The sequence below is a fragment of the Paenibacillus sp. FSL W8-0194 genome (assembly GCF_037969745.1).
Classification (GTDB): Bacteria; Bacillota; Bacilli; order Paenibacillales; family Paenibacillaceae; genus Paenibacillus_AQ; species Paenibacillus_AQ cookii.
Map to the genome: position 1 here is coordinate 5,312,356 of NZ_CP150205.1, position 19,494 is coordinate 5,331,849.

17 protein-coding genes and 1 other annotated feature are annotated in these 19,494 nt (G+C 52.6%); all 17 genes read right to left on the minus strand.

The genetic code is table 11. From position 1 onward, the window contains the following. Positions 1 to 154 precede the first annotated feature (154 nt). Complete coding sequence (gene rpoC, locus MKY58_RS24680; protein ID WP_339322482.1) at positions 155 to 3,769, minus strand: DNA-directed RNA polymerase subunit beta'; 3,615 nt, start codon at positions 3,767 to 3,769, stop codon at positions 155 to 157. A gap of 80 nt (positions 3,770 to 3,849) precedes the next feature. Continuing rightward, positions 3,850 to 7,395, minus strand: a complete 3,546-nt coding sequence (gene rpoB / locus MKY58_RS24685; protein WP_339322483.1) for a DNA-directed RNA polymerase subunit beta — start codon at positions 7,393 to 7,395, stop codon at positions 3,850 to 3,852. Between the two features lie 358 nt (positions 7,396 to 7,753). Continuing rightward, a complete protein-coding gene (locus tag MKY58_RS24690) occupies positions 7,754 to 8,359 on the minus strand; it encodes a class I SAM-dependent methyltransferase (protein ID WP_339322484.1) in 606 nt (201 codons plus the stop codon). A gap of 148 nt (positions 8,360 to 8,507) precedes the next feature. After that, positions 8,508 to 8,873, minus strand: coding sequence for a 50S ribosomal protein L7/L12 (gene rplL, locus MKY58_RS24695; RefSeq protein WP_036712545.1), 366 nt, complete (start codon positions 8,871 to 8,873; stop codon positions 8,508 to 8,510). Positions 8,874 to 8,942: 69 nt separating this feature from the next. Continuing rightward, on the minus strand, positions 8,943 to 9,446 hold the full coding sequence (rplJ, locus tag MKY58_RS24700) for a 50S ribosomal protein L10 (protein ID WP_212952131.1): 504 nt from the start codon (positions 9,444 to 9,446) through the stop codon (positions 8,943 to 8,945). 105 nt (positions 9,447 to 9,551) lie between these two features. Further along, positions 9,552 to 9,711: a sequence feature (ribosomal protein L10 leader region), on the minus strand. Positions 9,712 to 9,779: 68 nt separating this feature from the next. Beyond that, positions 9,780 to 10,472: a 50S ribosomal protein L1 gene (rplA, locus tag MKY58_RS24705; RefSeq protein ID WP_160045365.1), complete on the minus strand. Its 693-nt coding sequence runs from the start codon at positions 10,470 to 10,472 to the stop codon at positions 9,780 to 9,782. Positions 10,473 to 10,562: 90 nt separating this feature from the next. Then, the gene (gene rplK, locus MKY58_RS24710) at positions 10,563 to 10,988 is read right to left on the minus strand and encodes a 50S ribosomal protein L11 (protein WP_036712539.1); all 426 of its coding nucleotides are present in this window, start codon (positions 10,986 to 10,988) and stop codon (positions 10,563 to 10,565) included. Positions 10,989 to 11,059: 71 nt separating this feature from the next. Continuing rightward, positions 11,060 to 11,593, minus strand: a complete 534-nt coding sequence (nusG, locus tag MKY58_RS24715) for a transcription termination/antitermination protein NusG (protein ID WP_036712536.1) — start codon at positions 11,591 to 11,593, stop codon at positions 11,060 to 11,062. 31 nt (positions 11,594 to 11,624) lie between these two features. Then, positions 11,625 to 11,816 (minus strand): preprotein translocase subunit SecE, encoded by a 192-nt coding sequence (secE, locus tag MKY58_RS24720; protein WP_036712533.1) that lies wholly within the window; start codon positions 11,814 to 11,816, stop codon positions 11,625 to 11,627. Positions 11,817 to 11,837: 21 nt separating this feature from the next. After that, on the minus strand, positions 11,838 to 11,987 hold the full coding sequence (gene rpmG, locus MKY58_RS24725) for a 50S ribosomal protein L33 (protein ID WP_076176720.1): 150 nt from the start codon (positions 11,985 to 11,987) through the stop codon (positions 11,838 to 11,840). Positions 11,988 to 12,382: 395 nt separating this feature from the next. Further along, the gene (gene sigH, locus MKY58_RS24730) at positions 12,383 to 13,027 is read right to left on the minus strand and encodes an RNA polymerase sporulation sigma factor SigH (protein WP_036712530.1); all 645 of its coding nucleotides are present in this window, start codon (positions 13,025 to 13,027) and stop codon (positions 12,383 to 12,385) included. Positions 13,028 to 13,189: 162 nt separating this feature from the next. Further along, on the minus strand, positions 13,190 to 13,711 hold the full coding sequence (locus tag MKY58_RS24735; RefSeq protein ID WP_036712528.1) for an NYN domain-containing protein: 522 nt from the start codon (positions 13,709 to 13,711) through the stop codon (positions 13,190 to 13,192). Positions 13,712 to 13,717: 6 nt separating this feature from the next. Further along, the gene (rlmB, locus tag MKY58_RS24740; RefSeq protein WP_339322485.1) at positions 13,718 to 14,461 is read right to left on the minus strand and encodes a 23S rRNA (guanosine(2251)-2'-O)-methyltransferase RlmB; all 744 of its coding nucleotides are present in this window, start codon (positions 14,459 to 14,461) and stop codon (positions 13,718 to 13,720) included. 17 nt (positions 14,462 to 14,478) lie between these two features. Next, a complete protein-coding gene (locus MKY58_RS24745; protein WP_052147138.1) occupies positions 14,479 to 14,949 on the minus strand; it encodes a ribonuclease III domain-containing protein in 471 nt (156 codons plus the stop codon). Continuing rightward, entirely contained in the window at positions 14,946 to 16,352 is a 1,407-nt protein-coding gene (cysS, locus tag MKY58_RS24750; RefSeq protein WP_339322486.1) for a cysteine--tRNA ligase, read from the minus strand. The genes MKY58_RS24745 and cysS overlap by 4 nt, the downstream gene beginning before the upstream one ends. Before the next feature lie 137 nt (positions 16,353 to 16,489). Next, a complete protein-coding gene (cysE, locus tag MKY58_RS24755) occupies positions 16,490 to 17,215 on the minus strand; it encodes a serine O-acetyltransferase (RefSeq protein WP_339322487.1) in 726 nt (241 codons plus the stop codon). 489 nt (positions 17,216 to 17,704) lie between these two features. Further along, positions 17,705 to 19,168 carry a glutamate--tRNA ligase gene (gltX, locus tag MKY58_RS24760; RefSeq protein WP_339322488.1) on the minus strand — a complete coding sequence of 488 codons (1,464 nt, stop codon included), beginning with the start codon at positions 19,166 to 19,168 and terminating at the stop codon, positions 17,705 to 17,707. Positions 19,169 to 19,494 lie beyond the last annotated feature (326 nt).

The window sequence follows — 19,494 nt, forward strand, 5'->3', positions numbered from 1 at the left end:
TTGCTACTCACGCACCTTTGATATATTAGCACCTGCATTCGCCGATGTCAAGAAAAACGGCTATTAATTTTTGCTAGGAAAATCATTGTAAAAAAGCTTTTTGCGAGAGCAGGCGGTCAATCGCCCGCCCCCGCAAGCCGCTTTCCGTTTGAATTTACTCCACGTTTGCCGTTTCCAGCTCTTTCGAACCGTCTTCTTCCGCGTTCGGATCATCGAATCTGACGTTGCGGTAACGGTTCATACCTGTACCCGCAGGAATCAGCTTACCGATGATGACATTTTCCTTCAGACCGAGCAGCTGATCGACTTTGCCTTTGATGGCTGCGTCGGTGAGCACCCGCGTCGTTTCCTGGAAGGAAGCCGCAGACAAGAACGAGTCGGTTTCGAGGGAAGCTTTCGTGATCCCGAGCAGAACTGGCTTGGCAACGGCCGGTTCCTTGCCGGAAAGGATCGCTTCCTTGTTGGCTGTTTCATATTCGTAAATATCGACGAAAGATCCCGGCAGCAGCGGCGTATCTCCCGCATCGACGATGCGGATTTTGCGCAGCATCTGCTTGATCATGACTTCGACGTGTTTGTCGTTGATTTCTACGCCCTGGTTCCGGTATACGCGCTGAACTTCCTGAAGGATGTAGTTCTGCACGCCGCGGATTCCTTTGATGCGCAGCATTTCTTTAGGGTCGATCGAACCTTCGGTCAGCTCGTCGCCGGCTTCGATTTCCATGCCTTCGGTCACGCGCAGGCGGGAACCGTAAGTGACGGAGTAAACCTTGGTTTCGGCTTCCCCTTGGATTTCGATTTCGCGGCGGTCTTTTGCTTCGCGAATTTCTTTGACGACGCCGTCGATTTCACTGATGGTCGCCTGACCTTTCGGATTCCGGGCCTCAAACAACTCCTGGATACGCGGAAGACCTTGCGTGATATCGTCGCCCGCTACGCCCCCGGTATGGAACGTACGCATCGTGAGCTGGGTTCCCGGTTCACCGATGGATTGCGCGGCGATGATGCCGACTGCTTCCCCGATTTCGACATGTTTGCCCGTCGCCAGGTTGCGTCCGTAGCACTTCTTGCACACGCCATGGCGGGCGCGGCAGCTGAGCACGGAGCGGATTTGCAGTTTCGTAATTCCGGATCTCACGATCAGGTTGGCTTTGTCCGAATCGATCAGTTCGTTGCGGTTAACCAGAATTTCGTTGGTTTCCGGATGACGAACGGTTTCGAAGCAGTACCGGCCTTCGATACGGTCGTACAGATCCTCGATGACCTCTTTGCCGTCCTGGATTCTGCTAACCGTAAAGCCTTTGTCCGTTCCGCAGTCTTCCTCGCGCACGATGACATCCTGCGCGACGTCGACCAGACGGCGGGTCAGGTAACCGGAGTCCGCCGTACGAAGCGCCGTATCCGCGAGACCTTTCCGCGCGCCGTGCGTGGACAGGAAGTACTCGAGGACCGTCAGGCCTTCGCGGAAGTTCGACTTGATCGGGAGCTCGATGATCCGGCCGGACGGGTTCGCCATCAGACCGCGCATACCGCCGAGCTGCGTAATCTGCGATTTGTTACCCCGCGCTTTGGAGTCGACCATGAGCATGATGGAGTTGAAACGGTCCATCGATTTCATGAGGACGTCCGTAATATCGTCTTTGGCCTTGGACCAAATGTCGATAACCCGGTCGTAACGTTCTTCGTTGGTGATCAGACCGCGGCGGTACTGGTTGGTAACGACCGCAACCTTCTCTTCGGATTCTCTGAGGATCTCCTGTTTTTCTTCAGGAACGATAACGTCCGCCACCGCGACGGTTACGCCGGCACGGGTGGAGTACGTGAATCCGAGCTGCTTGATTTTATCCAAAATGATGGATGTTTCCGTCGTATGGTAGATTTCGAAGCACCGGGCGATGATTTGGCCCAGGTACTCTTTGCCGACAGCGCTGCTGATAGGCAGTTCATTCATACGTTCGCGGATATCCACGCCTTTTTCGTAAACGAAATATTTCTCAGGCGTACCGTTCAAAAGATTGTCGCGGGTCGCTTCGTTGATGTACGGGAAGCTGCTTGGGAAAATTTCGTTGAAAATGATGCGTCCGACCGTGGTCAAAAGCATCGCGTCTTGCTGTTTTTCGGTAAAGCTGGTTTTGCCGAGCGCTTTAACCGGAATGGCAACGCGCGCATGCAATCCTGCCGTGCCGCGTTGGTAAGCGGACACCGCTTCGTTGACCGAGCCCAAAATCATGCCGGAACCTTTTTCTTCCTTGTTGTCCATCGTCAGATAGAAGGAACCGAGGACCATATCCTGGGACGGAGTTACGACCGGCTTGCCGTCTTTAGGGTTCAGGATGTTGCCGGAAGCGAGCATCAGAAGGCGCGCTTCAGCCTGAGCTTCGGCGGACAACGGAACGTGTACCGCCATTTGGTCGCCGTCGAAGTCGGCGTTGTACGCCGTACATACGAGCGGATGCAAACGGATCGCATGGCCTTCGACCAAAATCGGTTCGAACGCCTGGATACCGAGACGGTGAAGCGTAGGGGCACGGTTCAGCAGAACCGGATGCTCTTTAATGACTTCTTCAAGAACGTCCCAGACTTCCGGACTTACACGCTCAACCTTACGTTTCGCGCTCTTGATGTTATGTGCAAGGCCTTTGTTGACCAATTCTTTCATAACGAATGGCTTGAACAGTTCAAGCGCCATTTTTTTCGGCAGACCGCATTGGTACATTTTCAGGTACGGTCCAACGACGATAACGGAACGGCCGGAGTAGTCGACGCGTTTACCGAGCAGGTTTTGACGGAAACGTCCTTGCTTACCTTTCAGCATGTGGCTGAGGGATTTGAGCGGACGGTTGCCCGGACCTGTTACGGGACGGCCGCGGCGGCCGTTGTCGATCAAGGCGTCTACCGCTTCCTGCAGCATCCGTTTTTCGTTTTGCACGATGATGTCCGGAGCGCCCAGGTCAAGCAGGCGTTTCAGACGGTTGTTACGGTTGATGACGCGGCGGTACAAATCGTTCAGGTCAGACGTTGCAAAACGTCCGCCGTCCAGCTGTACCATCGGGCGAAGTTCCGGAGGAATGACCGGAAGGACGTCCATGATCATCCATTCAGGCTTATTGCCGGAATTGCGGAACGCTTCGATCACTTCAAGGCGTTTGATCGCGCGGTTGCGGCGTTGGCCTTGAGCGGTGCGAAGCTCTTCTTTCAGGAATTCCAGTTCTTTTTCCACGTCGAGATCCTGAAGAAGCTTTTTGATGGCTTCGGCACCCATGCCCGCTTGGAATCCGTAGCCGTATTTTTCACGGTAGCTGCGGTATTCTTTTTCGGACAGAAGCTGTTTCTTCTCCAGAGGCGTATCTCCTGGGTCGGTCACGACATAAGATGCAAAGTAGATGATCTCTTCGAGAGATCTTGGAGACATATCCAAAGCGAGACCCATACGGCTCGGAATGCCTTTAAAGTACCAGATATGGGAAACGGGAGCTGCCAGCTCAATGTGGCCCATCCGTTCGCGGCGCACCTTCGAGCGGGTAACTTCTACGCCGCAGCGGTCGCAGACGACGCCTTTGTAACGGACACGCTTATATTTGCCGCAATGGCATTCCCAGTCTTTTTGCGGTCCAAAAATCCGTTCGCAGAACAGGCCTTCCTTCTCCGGTTTCAGCGTACGGTAATTGATGGTTTCCGGTTTTTTTACTTCTCCGCGGGACCATGAACGAATTTTTTCCGGGGATGCAAGCCCGATTTTCATGAATTCGAAATTGTTTACGTCCAACAAGGAGCAACCCTCCTAGTCCTATTGTTTTAATCCGCGAATGAGGCAGACGGGTTTGCCCCGTCCGCCGTCCATCCGCGAACTTATTCCACTCCGACTTCCGCGCCTTCCAAATTGAGGCTCAGTTTATCGCCTGCAGTATCATCGTCGTCATCGAGCTCTTTCATCTCGATTTCCTGCTCGTCGCCGCTCAGGATTTTTACGTCCATGCCGAGAGACTGGAGCTCTTTGATCAAGACTTTGAACGACTCCGGAACGCCCGGTTCCGGAACGTTTTCGCCCTTGACGATGGATTCGTACGTCTTCACCCGGCCAACCACGTCGTCGGATTTGACGGTGAGGATTTCCTGAAGCGTGTACGCCGCGCCGTAGGCTTCGAGCGCCCACACTTCCATCTCCCCGAAGCGCTGGCCGCCGAACTGGGCTTTACCGCCCAGAGGCTGCTGCGTAACGAGGGAGTAAGGACCCGTGGAACGGGCATGGATTTTATCGTCAACCATGTGCGCGAGTTTGATCATGTGCATGACGCCGACGGTCACTTCGCGTTCGAAACGCTCGCCGGTACGGCCGTCATACAGCACGGTCTTACCGTTGCGCTGCATGCCTGCTTCTTCCATCGTATCGAATACGTCGTATTCGTTGGCTCCGTCGAATACCGGCGTTGCCACGTGAATGCCGAGCTGCATGGCCGCGAAGCCCAGATGGACTTCGAGCACCTGCCCGATGTTCATCCGCGAAGGTACGCCGAGCGGGTTCAGCACGACCTGTACAGGCGTGCCGTCCGGCAGGAACGGCATATCTTCTTCCGGAAGAATGCGGGCCACGACCCCTTTGTTGCCGTGACGTCCGGCCATTTTGTCGCCTTCGGAGATTTTACGCTTCTGGGCGATGTACACGCGAACCAGCTGGTTTACGCCTGGAGGCAGCTCGTCGCCGTTCTCGCGGGTAAACACTTTGACGTCGACGATAATGCCGTCGCTGCCATGCGGTACGCGCAGAGAGGTGTCACGCACTTCGCGGGCTTTTTCGCCGAAAATCGCGTGCAGGAGACGCTCTTCCGCCGTCAGTTCCGTTACGCCTTTCGGCGTTACTTTGCCGACCAGAATGTCGCCGGCGCTGATTTCCGCACCGATGCGGATGATGCCGCGCTCGTCGAGGTTCTTAAGCGCATCTTCACCTACGTTAGGAATATCGCGGGTGATTTCCTCAGGTCCGAGTTTGGTATCGCGCGCTTCGGATTCGTACTCTTCGATGTGGATCGAAGTGTACACGTCCTCTTTAACCAGCTTTTCGCTCAGCAGGATGGCATCCTCGTAGTTGTAACCTTCCCACGTCATGAACGCAACGACGACGTTGCGGCCAAGGGCCAGTTCGCCCATCTCCGTGGAAGGTCCGTCGGCCAGGATGTCGCCTTTTTTGACGATGTCGCCTTTCTTGACGATCGGACGCTGGTTGATGCACGTTCCTTGGTTGGAACGCATGAATTTGTGCAATTTATGTTTAACGATGTCGCCTTTGACTTCTTTTCCGTCCACATTTTCGATCCGGCGTACCCAGATCTCGTCGGCGCTGGAGCGCTCCACGATGCCGTCGTGCTTCGAAACGATACATACGCCCGAGTCCTTCGCAGCTTTATGCTCCATGCCGGTTCCGACCAGCGGAGCTTTAGGCACGAGCAGAGGCACCGCTTGCCGCTGCATGTTCGATCCCATCAGCGCGCGGTTGGAGTCGTCGTTCTCGAGGAACGGAATGAGCGCCGTCGCGACGGATACGACCTGTTTAGGCGAAACGTCCATGTAGTCTACCCGATCGCTCGGCATCGGCAAAATGTTGTCGGACTGTTTGTTGTAACGGACGATAACCATATCTTCCGCAAACGTTCCGTCTTCATTCAGCTTCGCGTTCGCCTGGGCCACGACGTAGTTGTCTTCTTCATCGGCCGTCAGGTAGTCGATATGCTCGGTAACCACACCCGTCTTCGGATCGACCCAACGGTAAGGAGCTTCGATGAAGCCGTACTCGTTGATGCGGGCGAACGTCGACAAGGAGTTGATCAGACCGATGTTCGGACCTTCCGGCGTTTCGATCGGACACATCCGGCCGTAGTGACTGTGGTGAACGTCGCGGACTTCGAAGCCTGCGCGCTCACGCGTCAAACCGCCCGGTCCGAGCGCGGACAGACGGCGTTTATGCGTCAATTCCGCAAGCGGGTTCGTTTGGTCCATGAACTGCGAAAGCTGGGAGCTTCCGAAGAACTCCTTGATTGACGCGATGACCGGACGGATGTTGATCAGCGCCTGCGGCGTAATGACGTTCGCATCCTGAATCGACATTCTTTCGCGGACCACGCGTTCCATACGGGACAAACCGATACGGAACTGGTTCTGCAGCAATTCGCCGACGGAACGCAGACGACGGTTGCCCAGATGGTCGATGTCGTCGGTGTTGCCGATGCCGTGCAGCAAATTAATAAAGTAGCTGATCGAGGAAATAATATCAGCAGGCGTAATGTGCTTCACCGACTTGTCGATGTTGCCGTTCGCGATCACTTTGACCACTTTGCCGTCTTCGATCGGCGAGAATACGTCGATCGTTTGCAGCGGAATGTCGTTGGCGTCAAGCACGCCGTTGGACACATGATAGGTTTTGTGGCCCACCATCGTATCCAGATGCGGCATGATCTCGTCCAGCAAACGACGGTCAACCATTTGGCCGGCTTCCGCGATGATTTCGCCCGTTTGGGTGTCGATCAGCGTTTCGGCAAGGCGCTGGTTGAACAGACGGTTTTTGATGTGAAGCTTTTTATTGATTTTATAACGGCCGACATTGGCCAGATCATATCTTTTCGGATCAAAGAAACGCGCTACGAGGAGGCTTTTCGCGTTATCCAGCGTAGGCGGTTCGCCCGGACGAAGGCGTTCATAGATTTCGATGAGCGCTTTTTCCGTCGAATCGGTGTTGTCTTTATCAAGCGTGTTGCGGATATATTCGTCGTTACCGAGCAGGTCCAAAATTTCGGCGTCGCTGCCGAAACCAAGCGCTCTCAGCAAAACGGTAACCGGAATTTTACGGGTACGGTCAATGCGGACATACATGATGTCCTTCGCATCCGTCTCCAGTTCAAGCCATGCCCCGCGGTTCGGAATGACCGTCGCGGTGTACGTCTTTTTGCCGTTCTTATCGACTTTCGTGCTGAAGTAGACGCTAGGAGAGCGTACCAACTGGCTGACAATGACCCGTTCTGCGCCATTGATGATAAACGTACCGGTTTCCGTCATCAGAGGGAAATCACCCATGAATACTTCCTGTTCTTTGACTTCTCCGGTTTCTTTGTTGATGAGCCGCACCTTCACCCGCAAAGGCGCCGCATACGTCACGTCGCGTTCCTTCGCGTCATCGACGGTGTATTTCGGTTCACCAAGGCTGTAGTCAATGAACTCCAGCACCAAATTTCCCGTAAAATCCTGAATTGGCGAGATATCCTGGAACATTTCGCGCAATCCTTCCTCCAAAAACCATTCGTATGATTTTTGTTGGATTTCGATCAGGTTCGGAACCTCAAGTACTTCATTAATTCGCGCATAACTTCGCCGAGTGCGTCGACCATACTGAACAAGATGTCCTGCCAACTTTAACTCACCCCTCATGTCTACTCACTTCAAAAATTGATTGCGAACCTCTGTTTGGAACCTTATAATGGATTCATGCAGAGGATTCCATCCACAAATAAAGAAAAGCCCTTACCCGAATGCTTTCGAACAAAGAGCAACTTATCCATGGTCTTCCTAGCTAAACACGGAAGTGGCTTCATATCCTGTAGATTTGCCCAAAATGTACATATTATACGTGAACATGCTCTTGTTTATGCATCTCTCCGCATAAAAACTATTGACATTTCAGTCAACTAAAGACAAGAAGCCTATCCTAATACTGACATTTTATAATAATATCACATCAGTATTTTCAAGTCAATAGTCCTATTGCAAATTACCGAAAAGTTTTTGTAGCCTTAAAAATCCGGTACCCTTTATCCTTCGTCACTTCCTCGACCTGATCAAACAAGCTCTCCAGCTTGGCTTTCGCCGAAGGCGCTCCCTGCTTTTTCTGAATGACGATCCACAAGGAACCTCCGTTTTTCAAGTGCGCATGGGCCTGTTCGAAAATCGTATGCACGGTTTCTTTGCCGGCACGGATCGGCGGGTTGGTCAGCACGACATCAAAAGTTTTCCCCTGCACGGCCGCAAACAAATCGCTCTCCAGAATGGTTACGTTTTGAATGCCGTTCAGCTTTGCGTTTTCCTTCGCCAGGGCGACTGCACGGGAGTTCACGTCAAGCATGGTCACATGACCGCTGGCGGCAAGTTTGGCGGCCGCAAAACCGATCGGGCCGTACCCGCAGCCCACGTCCAAAACTTCGGCATGCTGCGGAATATCCATCGCTTCGATCAGCACCTTGCTGCCGTAGTCCACCCCTTTTTTGGAGAATACGCCCGCGTCGCTGATAAACCTGAAGGTTTGTCCCCGCAGCCGTTCCTCCAGCTCCCGCCGGTCATGGCCGGCTTCAGGCTGATTCGAATAATAATGCTGTGACATGCCGTCCCTCCGTCTCGTTTCGTCTTCCTTTTACAGATTGTCCCGATCGGTTTCATTTCAATCCACCCAAACGGGGAATCCCGTTTACAAAAACAAACCCCTTGAATTTTCAAGGGGTTTGTTATGTTTAATCACTCGTAAGAAGGAATTACTTCACTTCTACAGTAGCGCCTGCTTCTTCCAATTTAGCTTTGATGGAATCAGCTTCTTCTTTACCCACTTTTTCTTTGAGTGGTTTTGGTGCGTTGTCAACCAGGTCTTTAGCTTCTTTCAAGCCGAGGCCAGTGATTTCGCGAACCGCTTTGATAACGTTGATTTTGGAAGCGCCAGCGCTAGCCAGAATTACGTCGAATTCAGTTTGCTCAGCAGCTTCGGAAGCGCCAGCAGCGCCGCCTACTACAGCAACTGGAGCTGCAGCAGTTACGCCGAATTCTTCTTCGATTGCTTTAACCAGATCGTTCAGTTCCAATACAGTCATGCCTTTGATTGCTTCCAAGATTTGCTCTTTACTCATGGTTAAACCTCCATTTTATAATTAAAGTTTTTGTGTTTGTCTTTCAATACTGCATCGAGGAACAGGTGCTTACGCGCCTTGTTCTTCTTTCTCTGCAACGGCTTTAACTGCAAGCGCGAAGTTGCGCACAGGAGCTTGAAGCACGCTGAGGAGCATGGAAAGGAGACCTTCGCGGGATGGCAGTTCTGCCAGCGCTTTGACTTGGTCAACGCCGACGACACGGCCTTCGACCACGCCACCTTTCAATTTCAATGCATCGTTTTTCTTAGCAAAATCGTTAAGGATTTTCGCTGGAGCTACGGCATCTTCACCACTGAATGCAATCGCTGTAGGACCGGTCAATACTTCGTCCAGTTCTGTCAGCTCGGCAGCAGCGGTAGCGCGACGCAGCAATGAGTTTTTCAGAACCTGGAATTCGATGCCGGCTTCGCGAAGCTGCTTACGCAGTTCGGTCACTTGGGCAACGTTCAATCCACGGTAGTCGGCAACAACGGTAGATGCGCTTTCGCGCAGCTTAGCCGTGATTGCTTCCACTGCTTCTTGTTTCGCTTGAATCACTTTTGCGTTTGCCAATGTTCACACCTCCTGAAAGTTTCGCTGTCCGGCACCTAAACGGCCGGAACATGTACTGCAATCGTTTGGATGAAAAGTCTGACTTGCTTCCCGTTCCTAATGATTCTAGGCATGTAAAAAGCCTCCGTAGAATCACGAAGGCCTGATAAATGATGATTGTCCACACGAACGTCAGGAGCAACCATCCTCATTCTATCACAACACCTCGGTAGGAAATTAAGCCTTGCGGGGCACCTACTGTCTACGGTAAGCATATTCAACTTTAATGGTCAGTTCTTTCACAACAACTTTTACAGATTATCAGATAACGCGACGGAAGTCAACGTTAATTTCTTATCTGAAAGAAGCTGTGTTCACGCGAGCGCTTGGGCCCATCGTCGAGGATACTGCGATCCCTTTCAGATAAACGCCTTTCGCAGCTGCCGGTTTAGCACGGTTGAGGGCGTCGATGAGAGCTTTGAGGTTCTCATTCAGTTTCGCCGCATCAAAGGATACTTTACCGATCGGAGCGTGAATTTGACCTGCTTTATCCAGACGGTATTCGATTTTACCCGCTTTGATCTCTTGAACCGCTTTGGCAACATCGAATGTAACCGTGCCTGCTTTAGGGTTAGGCATGAGGCCTTTACCGCCGAGCAGACGACCCAGTTTACCGACTTCGCTCATCATGTCAGGTGTAGCTACGCAGACGTCGAATTCGAACCAGCCTTGTTGGATTTTGTTGATCATGTCCTGATCGCCAACATAATCCGCGCCAGCCGCTTCCGCTTCTTTCGCTTTGTCACCTTTCGCAAATACCAATACGCGCTGCGTTTTACCCGTGCCGTGAGGCAGGACAACGACGCCGCGAACGGCTTGGTCTTGTTTACGTGGGTCTACGCCCAAACGAACTGCAACTTCAACGGTTTCGTCGAATTTGGCAGTCGCAGCCTTTTTCACAAGCTCAACGGCTTCTGCTGGCTCGTAAAATGCTTCGCTGTCAATCAGCTTGGCAGCTTCAACATATTTCTTACCATGTTTCGCCATGTTTGTTCCTCCTTTGTGGTTTTAACGGAAATTCCTCCCACATATGCCGGTCCCAATCGACCGGTTGTCGCAGAAAAACCGAAAATAAAATTAGTCTTCGATCGTGATACCCATGCTGCGGGCAGTACCTTCGACCATACGCATAGCAGCTTCGACGGAAGCAGCGTTCAGGTCAGGCATTTTTGTTTCAGCGATTTCACGAACCTTGTCGCGTTTAACCGTTGCCACCTTTTTCTTGTTAGGTTCGCCGGAACCTTTCTCGATTTTTGCAGCTACGCGAAGCAGAACTGCAGCCGGTGGAGTTTTCGTGATAAACGTAAAGGAACGGTCTTCAAATACCGAGATTTCAACCGGAATGATCAGACCAGCTTGGTCAGCGGTACGAGCGTTGAATTCTTTACAGAATGCCATGATGTTGACACCTGCTTGACCCAATGCAGGACCTACTGGCGGAGCCGGATTCGCTTTACCTGCAGGAATTTGCAGTTTTACCATTTTGATTACCTTTTTTGCCATGTAAGACACCTCCTTCAAAAGTGGTTAACGGGACGTTTGCGCCCCTCCCACAAGAAACCTGAAGAAAATATTTATATCTTCTCCACCTGAGTATAATCCAGCTCAAGCGGGGTTTCCCGTCCAAACATGTTGACGTGAACTTTGAGTTTGCTCTTGTCGGCGAGAATTTCCTCTACAGAGCCCACAAAATTCGCAAATGGACCAACCTTGATCCGCACGGATTCCTTAATGTCGAATTCGATTTTTGGTTTAGGTTCTTCCATGCCCATATGCTTCAGAATTTGATCTACTTCTTCCGGAAGCAAAGGCGTAGGTTTGGAACCCGACCCCGTCGAACCAACGAAGCCCGTCACCCCCGGCGTGTTGCGGACAACATACCAAGAGTCGTCGGTTTGGATCATTTCAACCAAGACATACCCCGGGTAAACTTTTCTCATGACGGTTTTTTTCTTGCCGTCCTTGTTTACCACTTCTTCTTCCATCGGAACAAGAACGCGGAATATCTTGTCCTCCATGCCCATGGACTCGACGCGTTTCTCCAAATTGGCCTTGACCTTGTTCTCATACCCGGAATAGGTATGAACAACGTACCATCTTTTTTCCATAGTTTCCATATCAAGCCACCCGGGACCCTTCTTAAATAATCGCTTCGATCACAGCGGAAATGCCGATATCCAGAACCCAAAAATAAATCGTGACGAATACAATGGTGCCGAGGACGATCAGAGTATAATTCGTCAGCTCTTTACGATTAGGCCAGCGAACTTTTTTGAGCTCCGCCCAGCTTTCAGAGAAAAAGGAAAACAGAGACTTGAAACTACTTTTCACGCCGACTACACCTCCAAAAAACTATCTGGTTTCGCGATGAGGAGTTTGCTCGTTACAGAACTTGCAAAATTTCTTCATCTCCATGCGGTCGGGGTGATTTCGCTTGTTTTTGGTAGTTGTGTAGTTTCTTTGTTTGCAGTTCGTACAAGCCAAAGTGATAATTACCCGCATGCTGTGCACCTCCCGAAGACGTCCTTCTTTTCAGAAGGCTCTATATTTCCCTAGCAGAACAGCCCAAGCCCTTCATTGCTGAAAAGAAAAAACCGTTCTTGCGAAATGAATAAGAAACAAAAACCTTGCGGTCTTTGCCTGCTCATCCATTAAAACACGCGAATTTAGGCCTACCTAAAACACTTTATCATAAGGGTGAAACCGTGTCAACGAAAGAATGGCCCTGTTTCCGGCATGCCGGGATCGCTACATCCCTAGTGTTTTCAAGCCTTTTTCCTCTACTGAAAGCCGCCTGCATTCATTTACCATTATGATTCATTCCTGTGGCGCTTAAACCTTGTCATGTCCAATTGTGAAAAAAAGACTCCGTTAAGAGCCTTTTTGTTACCGAGCGTCTAATTGTCGCGAACTTCCAAATAACGTTCCAATTTGCGTTTGACACGCTGCAAGGCGTTGTCAATCGATTTCACATGCCGCTTGAGGTCGACCGCAATCTCCTGATAGGAACGGCCGTCCAAATACAGCATCAGCACTTTGCGTTCCAGGTCGCTTAAAATCTCGGACATCTTGTCCTCCAGACCCACGAACTCTTCCTGGTTGATGATCAATTCCTCCGGGTCCGACACCTGCGAACCGCAAATGACGTCCAGGAGCGTCCGGTCGGAATCTTCATCGTAAATCGGCTTGTCCAAAGAGACATAAGAATTCAGTGGAATATGCTTCTGTCTCGTCGCCGTCTTGATCGCCGTAATAATCTGCCGCGTGATGCAGAGCTCGGCGAAAGCCTTGAACGAAGACTGCTTGTCCACCCGAAAATCACGGATCGATTTGTATAATCCGATCATGCCTTCCTGAATGATATCCTCCCGGTCGGCGCCGATCAGAAAGTAAGACCTGGCTTTGGCGCGCACGAAATTCCGGTACTTGTTAATCAAAAACTCGAGCGCTTCGCTATCGCCTTCACGAAAATATTCGACGACGTCCTCATCCGACTTGTACTCGTAATCCGACAACGTTAATTCTTTGAGGTCTACACTCACCAAGAATCCCCCCGGCTGCAACGCAAGGTACCCGTTACTCTGTGAAATATACGAACAGTATAAATGATGGCAGTTGACACCGTCAACCACGTATTACCTAAAAAAGAACGCCGCTAACAAAATTGTCAAGAGATGCAAATTTGTAATAGGTTCCAATTTCTGTCATTCCCTGCGCCATTTCTCGAATAACTCCCTAAGCTCCGGTTTCAGCTTGCCGTCCAGCGTATTTCTCGTCTTCGGCGCATGCTCGCGCTGAATCCGATGCTGAATCGCCTTTTCGCAGTTTTCCACTTCGATAAGCAGTTCGCGGGCGGAAAGCCGCAGCGCGCCGCGCGCGAAGATGACATGCTGCTCGATGAAGTCGCTGGTGGCCACATAGATTTTGCGGCTGCGGAGGCTAAGCTCCCCGACCAGCCGCTCTATGCATTCATCGGCAGTTTCCTTCTCTTTCGTGAAGTAAACCTGAACTTTGCTCTGGGAAAAGGCTTTGCCAAGCCCCGGCACCCGATACGCATCAAAGACGGCGATCACCTTCCGGCCGGTAAAAGCCTGGTAATCGGCCAGTTTGCTTAGCAGATTGTCGCGCGCCTCCTGCATGCTGATTTGCGACAGCTTCGCAAGAGACGGCCAAGCACCGATCATATTGTAGCCGTCCACCAGGAGCACGTCCCGCAAATCCGCCATCCCGATCTAACCTTGGGTGCGGCGCCGCAATACTTCGTACATAACCACGCCGGCGGCCACGGAGGCGTTCAGCGAGTTGATCCGCCCGTTCATCGGCAGCTTGACCAGAACGTCGCATTTTTCCCGGATCAGCCGCCCCATGCCTTTGCCTTCGTTGCCGATGACGATGGCTACGGGCCCGTCGAAAACATTCGTTTCGTAGATCCCCGCAGCGGCCGACACATCGGTACCTACGACCCAAATCCCTTTTTCCTTCAAAGCATCGATCGTTTGCCCCAGGTTGGTGACTCTGGCTACCGGCACGTATTCGGCCGCTCCGGCCGAAGTTTTGGACACGGTGGCGGTCACCTGCGCCGAACGGCGCTTCGGAACGATGACGCCGTGCACCCCGGTGCAATCCGCCGTACGAAGGATCGATCCCAGGTTATGCGGATCCTCGATTTCGTCCAAAAGCAAAATGAACGGCGGCTCCCCTTTCTGTTCGGCAGCCTGCAAGATGTCCTCCACTTCGGCGTAAGCGTAAGGGGCGACCTGGGCCACGACGCCTTGATGCTGAACGCCCGGCGCCAGCTGGTCGAGCTTGCGCTTGTCTACGTGCTGGATGACGACGCCGAGTTTTTTCGCCTCGATGACGATCGGCTGCGTCAAATGCTTTTGCGCATTTTCGGCAACCCAGATTTTATTGATCGTGCGGCCGGATTTCAGCGCTTCGATGACCGAATGCTTTCCGCCGATAATTTCTTCCTCCATGATATCCTCCACTAGCTTTATTTGATATGACTCTGCTGCAGCATATATTCGATTCCCATGCCGATGAGCTCCCGCATCCGGTCGTGCCGCTGCGCGTAATACAAATACCCGATCAAACTCTCGAACGCCGTGGCATGACGATATTCGAGCACGTTCGCGTTTTTCGGGATGCTGCCGGATTTGGCGTTGCGCCCTTGCCTGACGACGTCCTTCTCCTCGTCCGTCAAGACGGGCTCGAGCGCCGCCAGAATCCGGCTTTGCGCTTTCGCGGACACGATGCCGGTCGCTTGGTGGTGAAGCTGGTTCGGCTTCAGGTTCCGTTTGGAAATCAGGTATTGCCTGACCGCCACTTCATAAATGGCATCCCCGATGTACGCAAGCACGATCGGGGGAATCAGCCGGGGCTGCCTGGAAGGCGGGTATTCGAACCAGCCGTTCCATTCATCCCCCGCTTCCGGCGGCAGCCCTGCATTGTCCCGGCCGCTCATTTGCGCCGCCAGCGCATGCCTTGCGCCGTATCCTCCAACACGATCCCCTGCGCCGCCAGCTGGTCGCGGATTTCATCGGCACGGCTCCAGTTTTTATCCTTGCGGGCCTGCGCGCGCTCCGCGATCAATCGTTCGACTTCTTCATCCAAAAGCACGGCGTCTTCCCCGCCATAAAGGCGAAGCACGGCGTTCAATTGTTCGAAGGCGGACAGCATCAGCTTCAGCTCTTCCGGATTGACGACAGGCTCCTGCAACAGCGAATTCGTTTCGTTGACCCATTCGAAAACCGAGGTAATCGCATCCGGCGTGTTGAAGTCGTCGTTCATTTTGTCGTAATACTGACTCAAAATGCCGTCCAGCTTCTGCTTCAGCTCCTCGCGGACCGCTCCATGCCCGTCGGGCGTCACCGTTTCCAGGCGGTGCTTCAGGTTGGAGACGGCGTTCGCGATGCGCTCCACGCTGTTCGTCGCCTGATTCATCGTTTCGGCGTTGAAGTTCAGCGGGTTGCGGTAATGCGTCGAAAGCATGAAATATCGGATCGCTTCTTTTTTGAATTCCTTGCGCAAATCTTTGACGAGTATGCCGTTGCCGAGCGATTTCGACATTTTTTCGTTGTTGATTTTGATGTAGCCGTTATGCATCCAGTAGCGCGCCAACGGCTCGCCCGTCAGCGCTTCGGATTGGGCCACTTCGCATTCATGGTGCGGGAATTGCAAATCCTGCCCGCCCCCGTGGATGTCGATGGTGTCCCCCAAGTAGCGGCGGGCCATGGCCGAGCATTCGATATGCCAACCCGGACGTCCGTCTCCCCATGGGCTGGACCAATAAATTTCGCCGGGTTTCGCCGCTTTCCAAAGCACGAAATCCTCCGGATTTTCCTTTCGCTCGTCGACGTTGATCCGGATCCCGAACTGAAGTTCATCCAGCTTTTGGTGCGACAGCTTGCCGTAATCCGGGAATTTGTTCGTACGGTAGAAGACGTCGCCGCCTTTTTCGTATGCGAAGCCTTTCTCCTCCAGCTCCCGAATGAAAGCGATGATATTGGCCATGTTTTCGGTGACTCGCGGATTGACCGTTGCCTTTTCGATGCCCAGTCCTTCCAGATCCTCGTAATAAGCCTTGATGAACGTATCGGCAACCTCCGGCACGGTGCTGCCCATTTGCTCTGCCTTCCGGATCAGCTTGTCGTCCACGTCCGTGAAGTTGACGACGTAATTGACCTCGTTGCCGATTTGCTCCAGGTACGTGCGCACCACGTCGAAAAAGATCATGGGACGGGCGTTGCCGATATGAATGTAGTCATACACGGTCGGCCCGCACACATACATTTTTACCTTTCCCGGTTCCATCGGTACAAACTCTTCTTTGGAGCGTGTCAACGTATTATATATTTGAAGCGCCATAGTCACTTTTCCTTTCGTTCGGGATTTTCAGCCAAAATCCTCGGTTTTTCTTATCTTTCTTATCCAATCGCGATTCAGGCGAATCATCGGCGTCGGATTCTGCCTCCCGCGTGCAACGTCCTTGCCCGGAACGGGCTTTATTCCCCCTGCTCCGGTTCCCGCGCGGCATGGATGCGGACCAGCTCGCCGCGTTCGCCTTTCAGGTTTTCCAGTTCGCTGCGAAGCCGGTCGATCTCCTGCTGCATGCTGCGAAGCGAATCGACGATCGGGTCGGGCAGCTGGTGGCTGAGCCGGTCGACGCGGCGGCCGTCCTGCTTCACGATCCGGCCCGGGATGCCGACGACCGTACTGTTCGGCGGTACTTCCTTGAGCACGACGGAGTTGGCTCCAATGTTGCTTTGGTCGCCCACCTTAAAAGAACCCAGAACCTTTGCGCCGGAAGCGATGACGACGTTGTTGCCGATCGTCGGATGGCGTTTGCCTTTCTCCTTCCCCGTACCGCCAAGCGTTACGCCCTGGTAAATGACGACGTCGTCGCCGATTTCGCAGGTTTCCCCAATCACGACGCCCATGCCGTGGTCGATAAAGAGCCTGTTGCCGATTTTCGCGCCGGGGTGGATTTCGATTCCCGTCATGAAACGGCTGAACTGCGAAATGACGCGGGCAAGGGTGAACCATCGGCGGGCGTACAGCTTGTGCGCGATCCGGTGAGCCCAGATGGCGTGCAATCCCGAGTAGGTGAATACCACTTCGAACAGGCTTCTGGCGGCCGGATCGTTTTCAAATACCGTCTGGATATCCGATCTGATTCTTTTAAACATGTCCGTTCCCCTCTTTGTGCTCTTCTCTTCCTTCGCTCCCATAAGCGCAGGCTGCCGCCGCCTTAGCGGCTCGCCTGAAAACCAAAAAACGCCTCGGCAGCTTACGCTGCAGAGGCGTTATGATACGCGGTTCCACTCTGCTTGAATCCGGCCTGATTGGCGCGTCGCTCTTTCTGATGCGCACGGCTGGATTCCACTCAATTGCCCTGATAACGGGGGACCTTCCGGCATAGTCTAACGGCTCCGGACGGAACCGCTCATCCATGCAGCTCACAGGCGCATTTCCGCAGCCGGCATATGGATAACTTCCAGCCAGCATGGAAAGCAAATTCTCCATGAGGTTATCCTCTCTGGTAAATGCCTGAGGCTAAAGCGTACTTCTCCTGCTCATCGCTCTTTCGATCACTTCGTCTATAATATCCGGCCTGTTCTTATAGACAGGCTCTATAGATCTTATTTTGGTAGTTATTATATCCGAAAATACATCGGGCTGACAAGAAAGTTTTCGGCATTTGGGCGCAGCCTTCCCGGTCAAGCTCCCTTGATCTGCGATCTCAGCCGGTCGATGACCCGGTCCTTGCCGAGCAAATAGATCGTTTCGTTCAGGTCGCGCCCGTGCATCTGGCCCGTCAGCGCCACGCGGATCGGCATAAAGAGCTGTTTGCCTTTAAAGCCCGTTTCCTTTTGCACCTCTTTGATCATGGCTGCGATCTGCGGCGCCGAATATTCGGCGGAAGCTTCGATTTTTTCAAGCAAGGCTTTCAGCACGGTCGGCACATGCTCCTCGCCCAAAATCGGCAGGGCTTCGGCGTCCACTTCCAGATGAGTCCGGAAAAACATGGCCGATAATTCGACGATGTCCGAAGCGGCGACCATTTGCTCTTGGTACAGGGCAACCAGTTTTTTCGCCCACGCTTCCTGTTCGGCGGAAAGCTCGGCAGGAAGGCGGCTCGCTTTTTGCAAATGCGGAATCGCAAGCTGCGCAATACGCTCCGGATCCGCTTTTTTAATGTATGCGTTGTTGAGGTGCGCCAGCTTGTTTTGGTCAAACACCGCCGGGCTTTTCGACAGACGGTCCGGATTGAAGATTTTGATCAATTCCTCCAGGCTGTAGATCTCCTCTTCCCCTTCGGGCGACCAGCCGAGCAGGGCGATGAAGTTGACGAGCGCTTCGGGCAAATATCCGAGCTGGTCGTATTGCTCGATGAACTGGATGATCGATTCGTCCCGTTTGCTGAGCTTTTTATGATGTTCGTTCACGATCAGCGTCATATGGCCGAAACGCGGCGGCTCCCAGCCGAGCGCTTCATAAATCATCAGCTGCCGCGGCGTGTTGGAGATATGGTCTTCCCCGCGAAGCACGTGGCTGATTTGCATCAGGTGATCGTCGATGACGACCGCGTAGTTGTATGTCGGAATGCCGTCTTTTTTGACGATGACGAAGTCGCCGGTATCCTGGGTATTAAACGAAATCGTTCCCTTGACCATATCGTCGAACGTATACGTTTTGTTTTCGGGAACGCGGAAACGGATGCTTGCGACGCGGCCTTCCGCTTCGTACGCTTTCCGCTGCTCCTCGGTCAAATTACGATGTTTGCCGGAATAACGGGGAGTTTCGCCACGCGCAAGCTGCTCTTCCCGTTCCTTTTCAAGCTCTTCTTCCGTGCAGTAGCAGTAGTAAGCAAGCCCTCTGTCCAGCAGCTCCTGCGTGTATTTGTTGTAGATGTCGAGACGTTCGGTCTGACGGTAAGGTCCGTACTCCCCGCCGATATCGATGCTTTCGTCCCAATCGAGGCCGAGCCATTTCAAATATTTCAGCTGGCTTTCTTCGCCCCCGGCGATGTTACGCTTGACGTCGGTATCCTCGATCCGGATCACGAAGTCCCCGCCCTGATTGCGGGCATACAAATAGTTGAACAGCGCCGTTCTGGCGTTTCCGATATGTAAATGTCCCGTAGGACTCGGTGCGTACCGTACGCGAACTTTATCAGTCATGAAAATCCCCTCCACTTTGTGTTTGCTTAGCCCAACGCTAATTCAGACGTGCTAGTTGGCCGCTACGGCTCCCGGATCGATCTTCCGATCGCTGTTGTCTCCAAATTTCTTGATCTATATTCCAACAAGGTAGAAATTCGGAGACAAAGCTTATGCTTTCGATGCCAGCTTTCCTTCGGAAAGCTTTTAGGCGACCGCTAGCATCTGTTTCCGAAGCAGCTTTTTTTTTAAAACTTTCAGCTTCGAAAGAATCGATTCCATCCCCTTCGCTACTTTCACTTAACTATTCAACTAACCGGCGATGAACCGTTTACTTACGTTTCTGC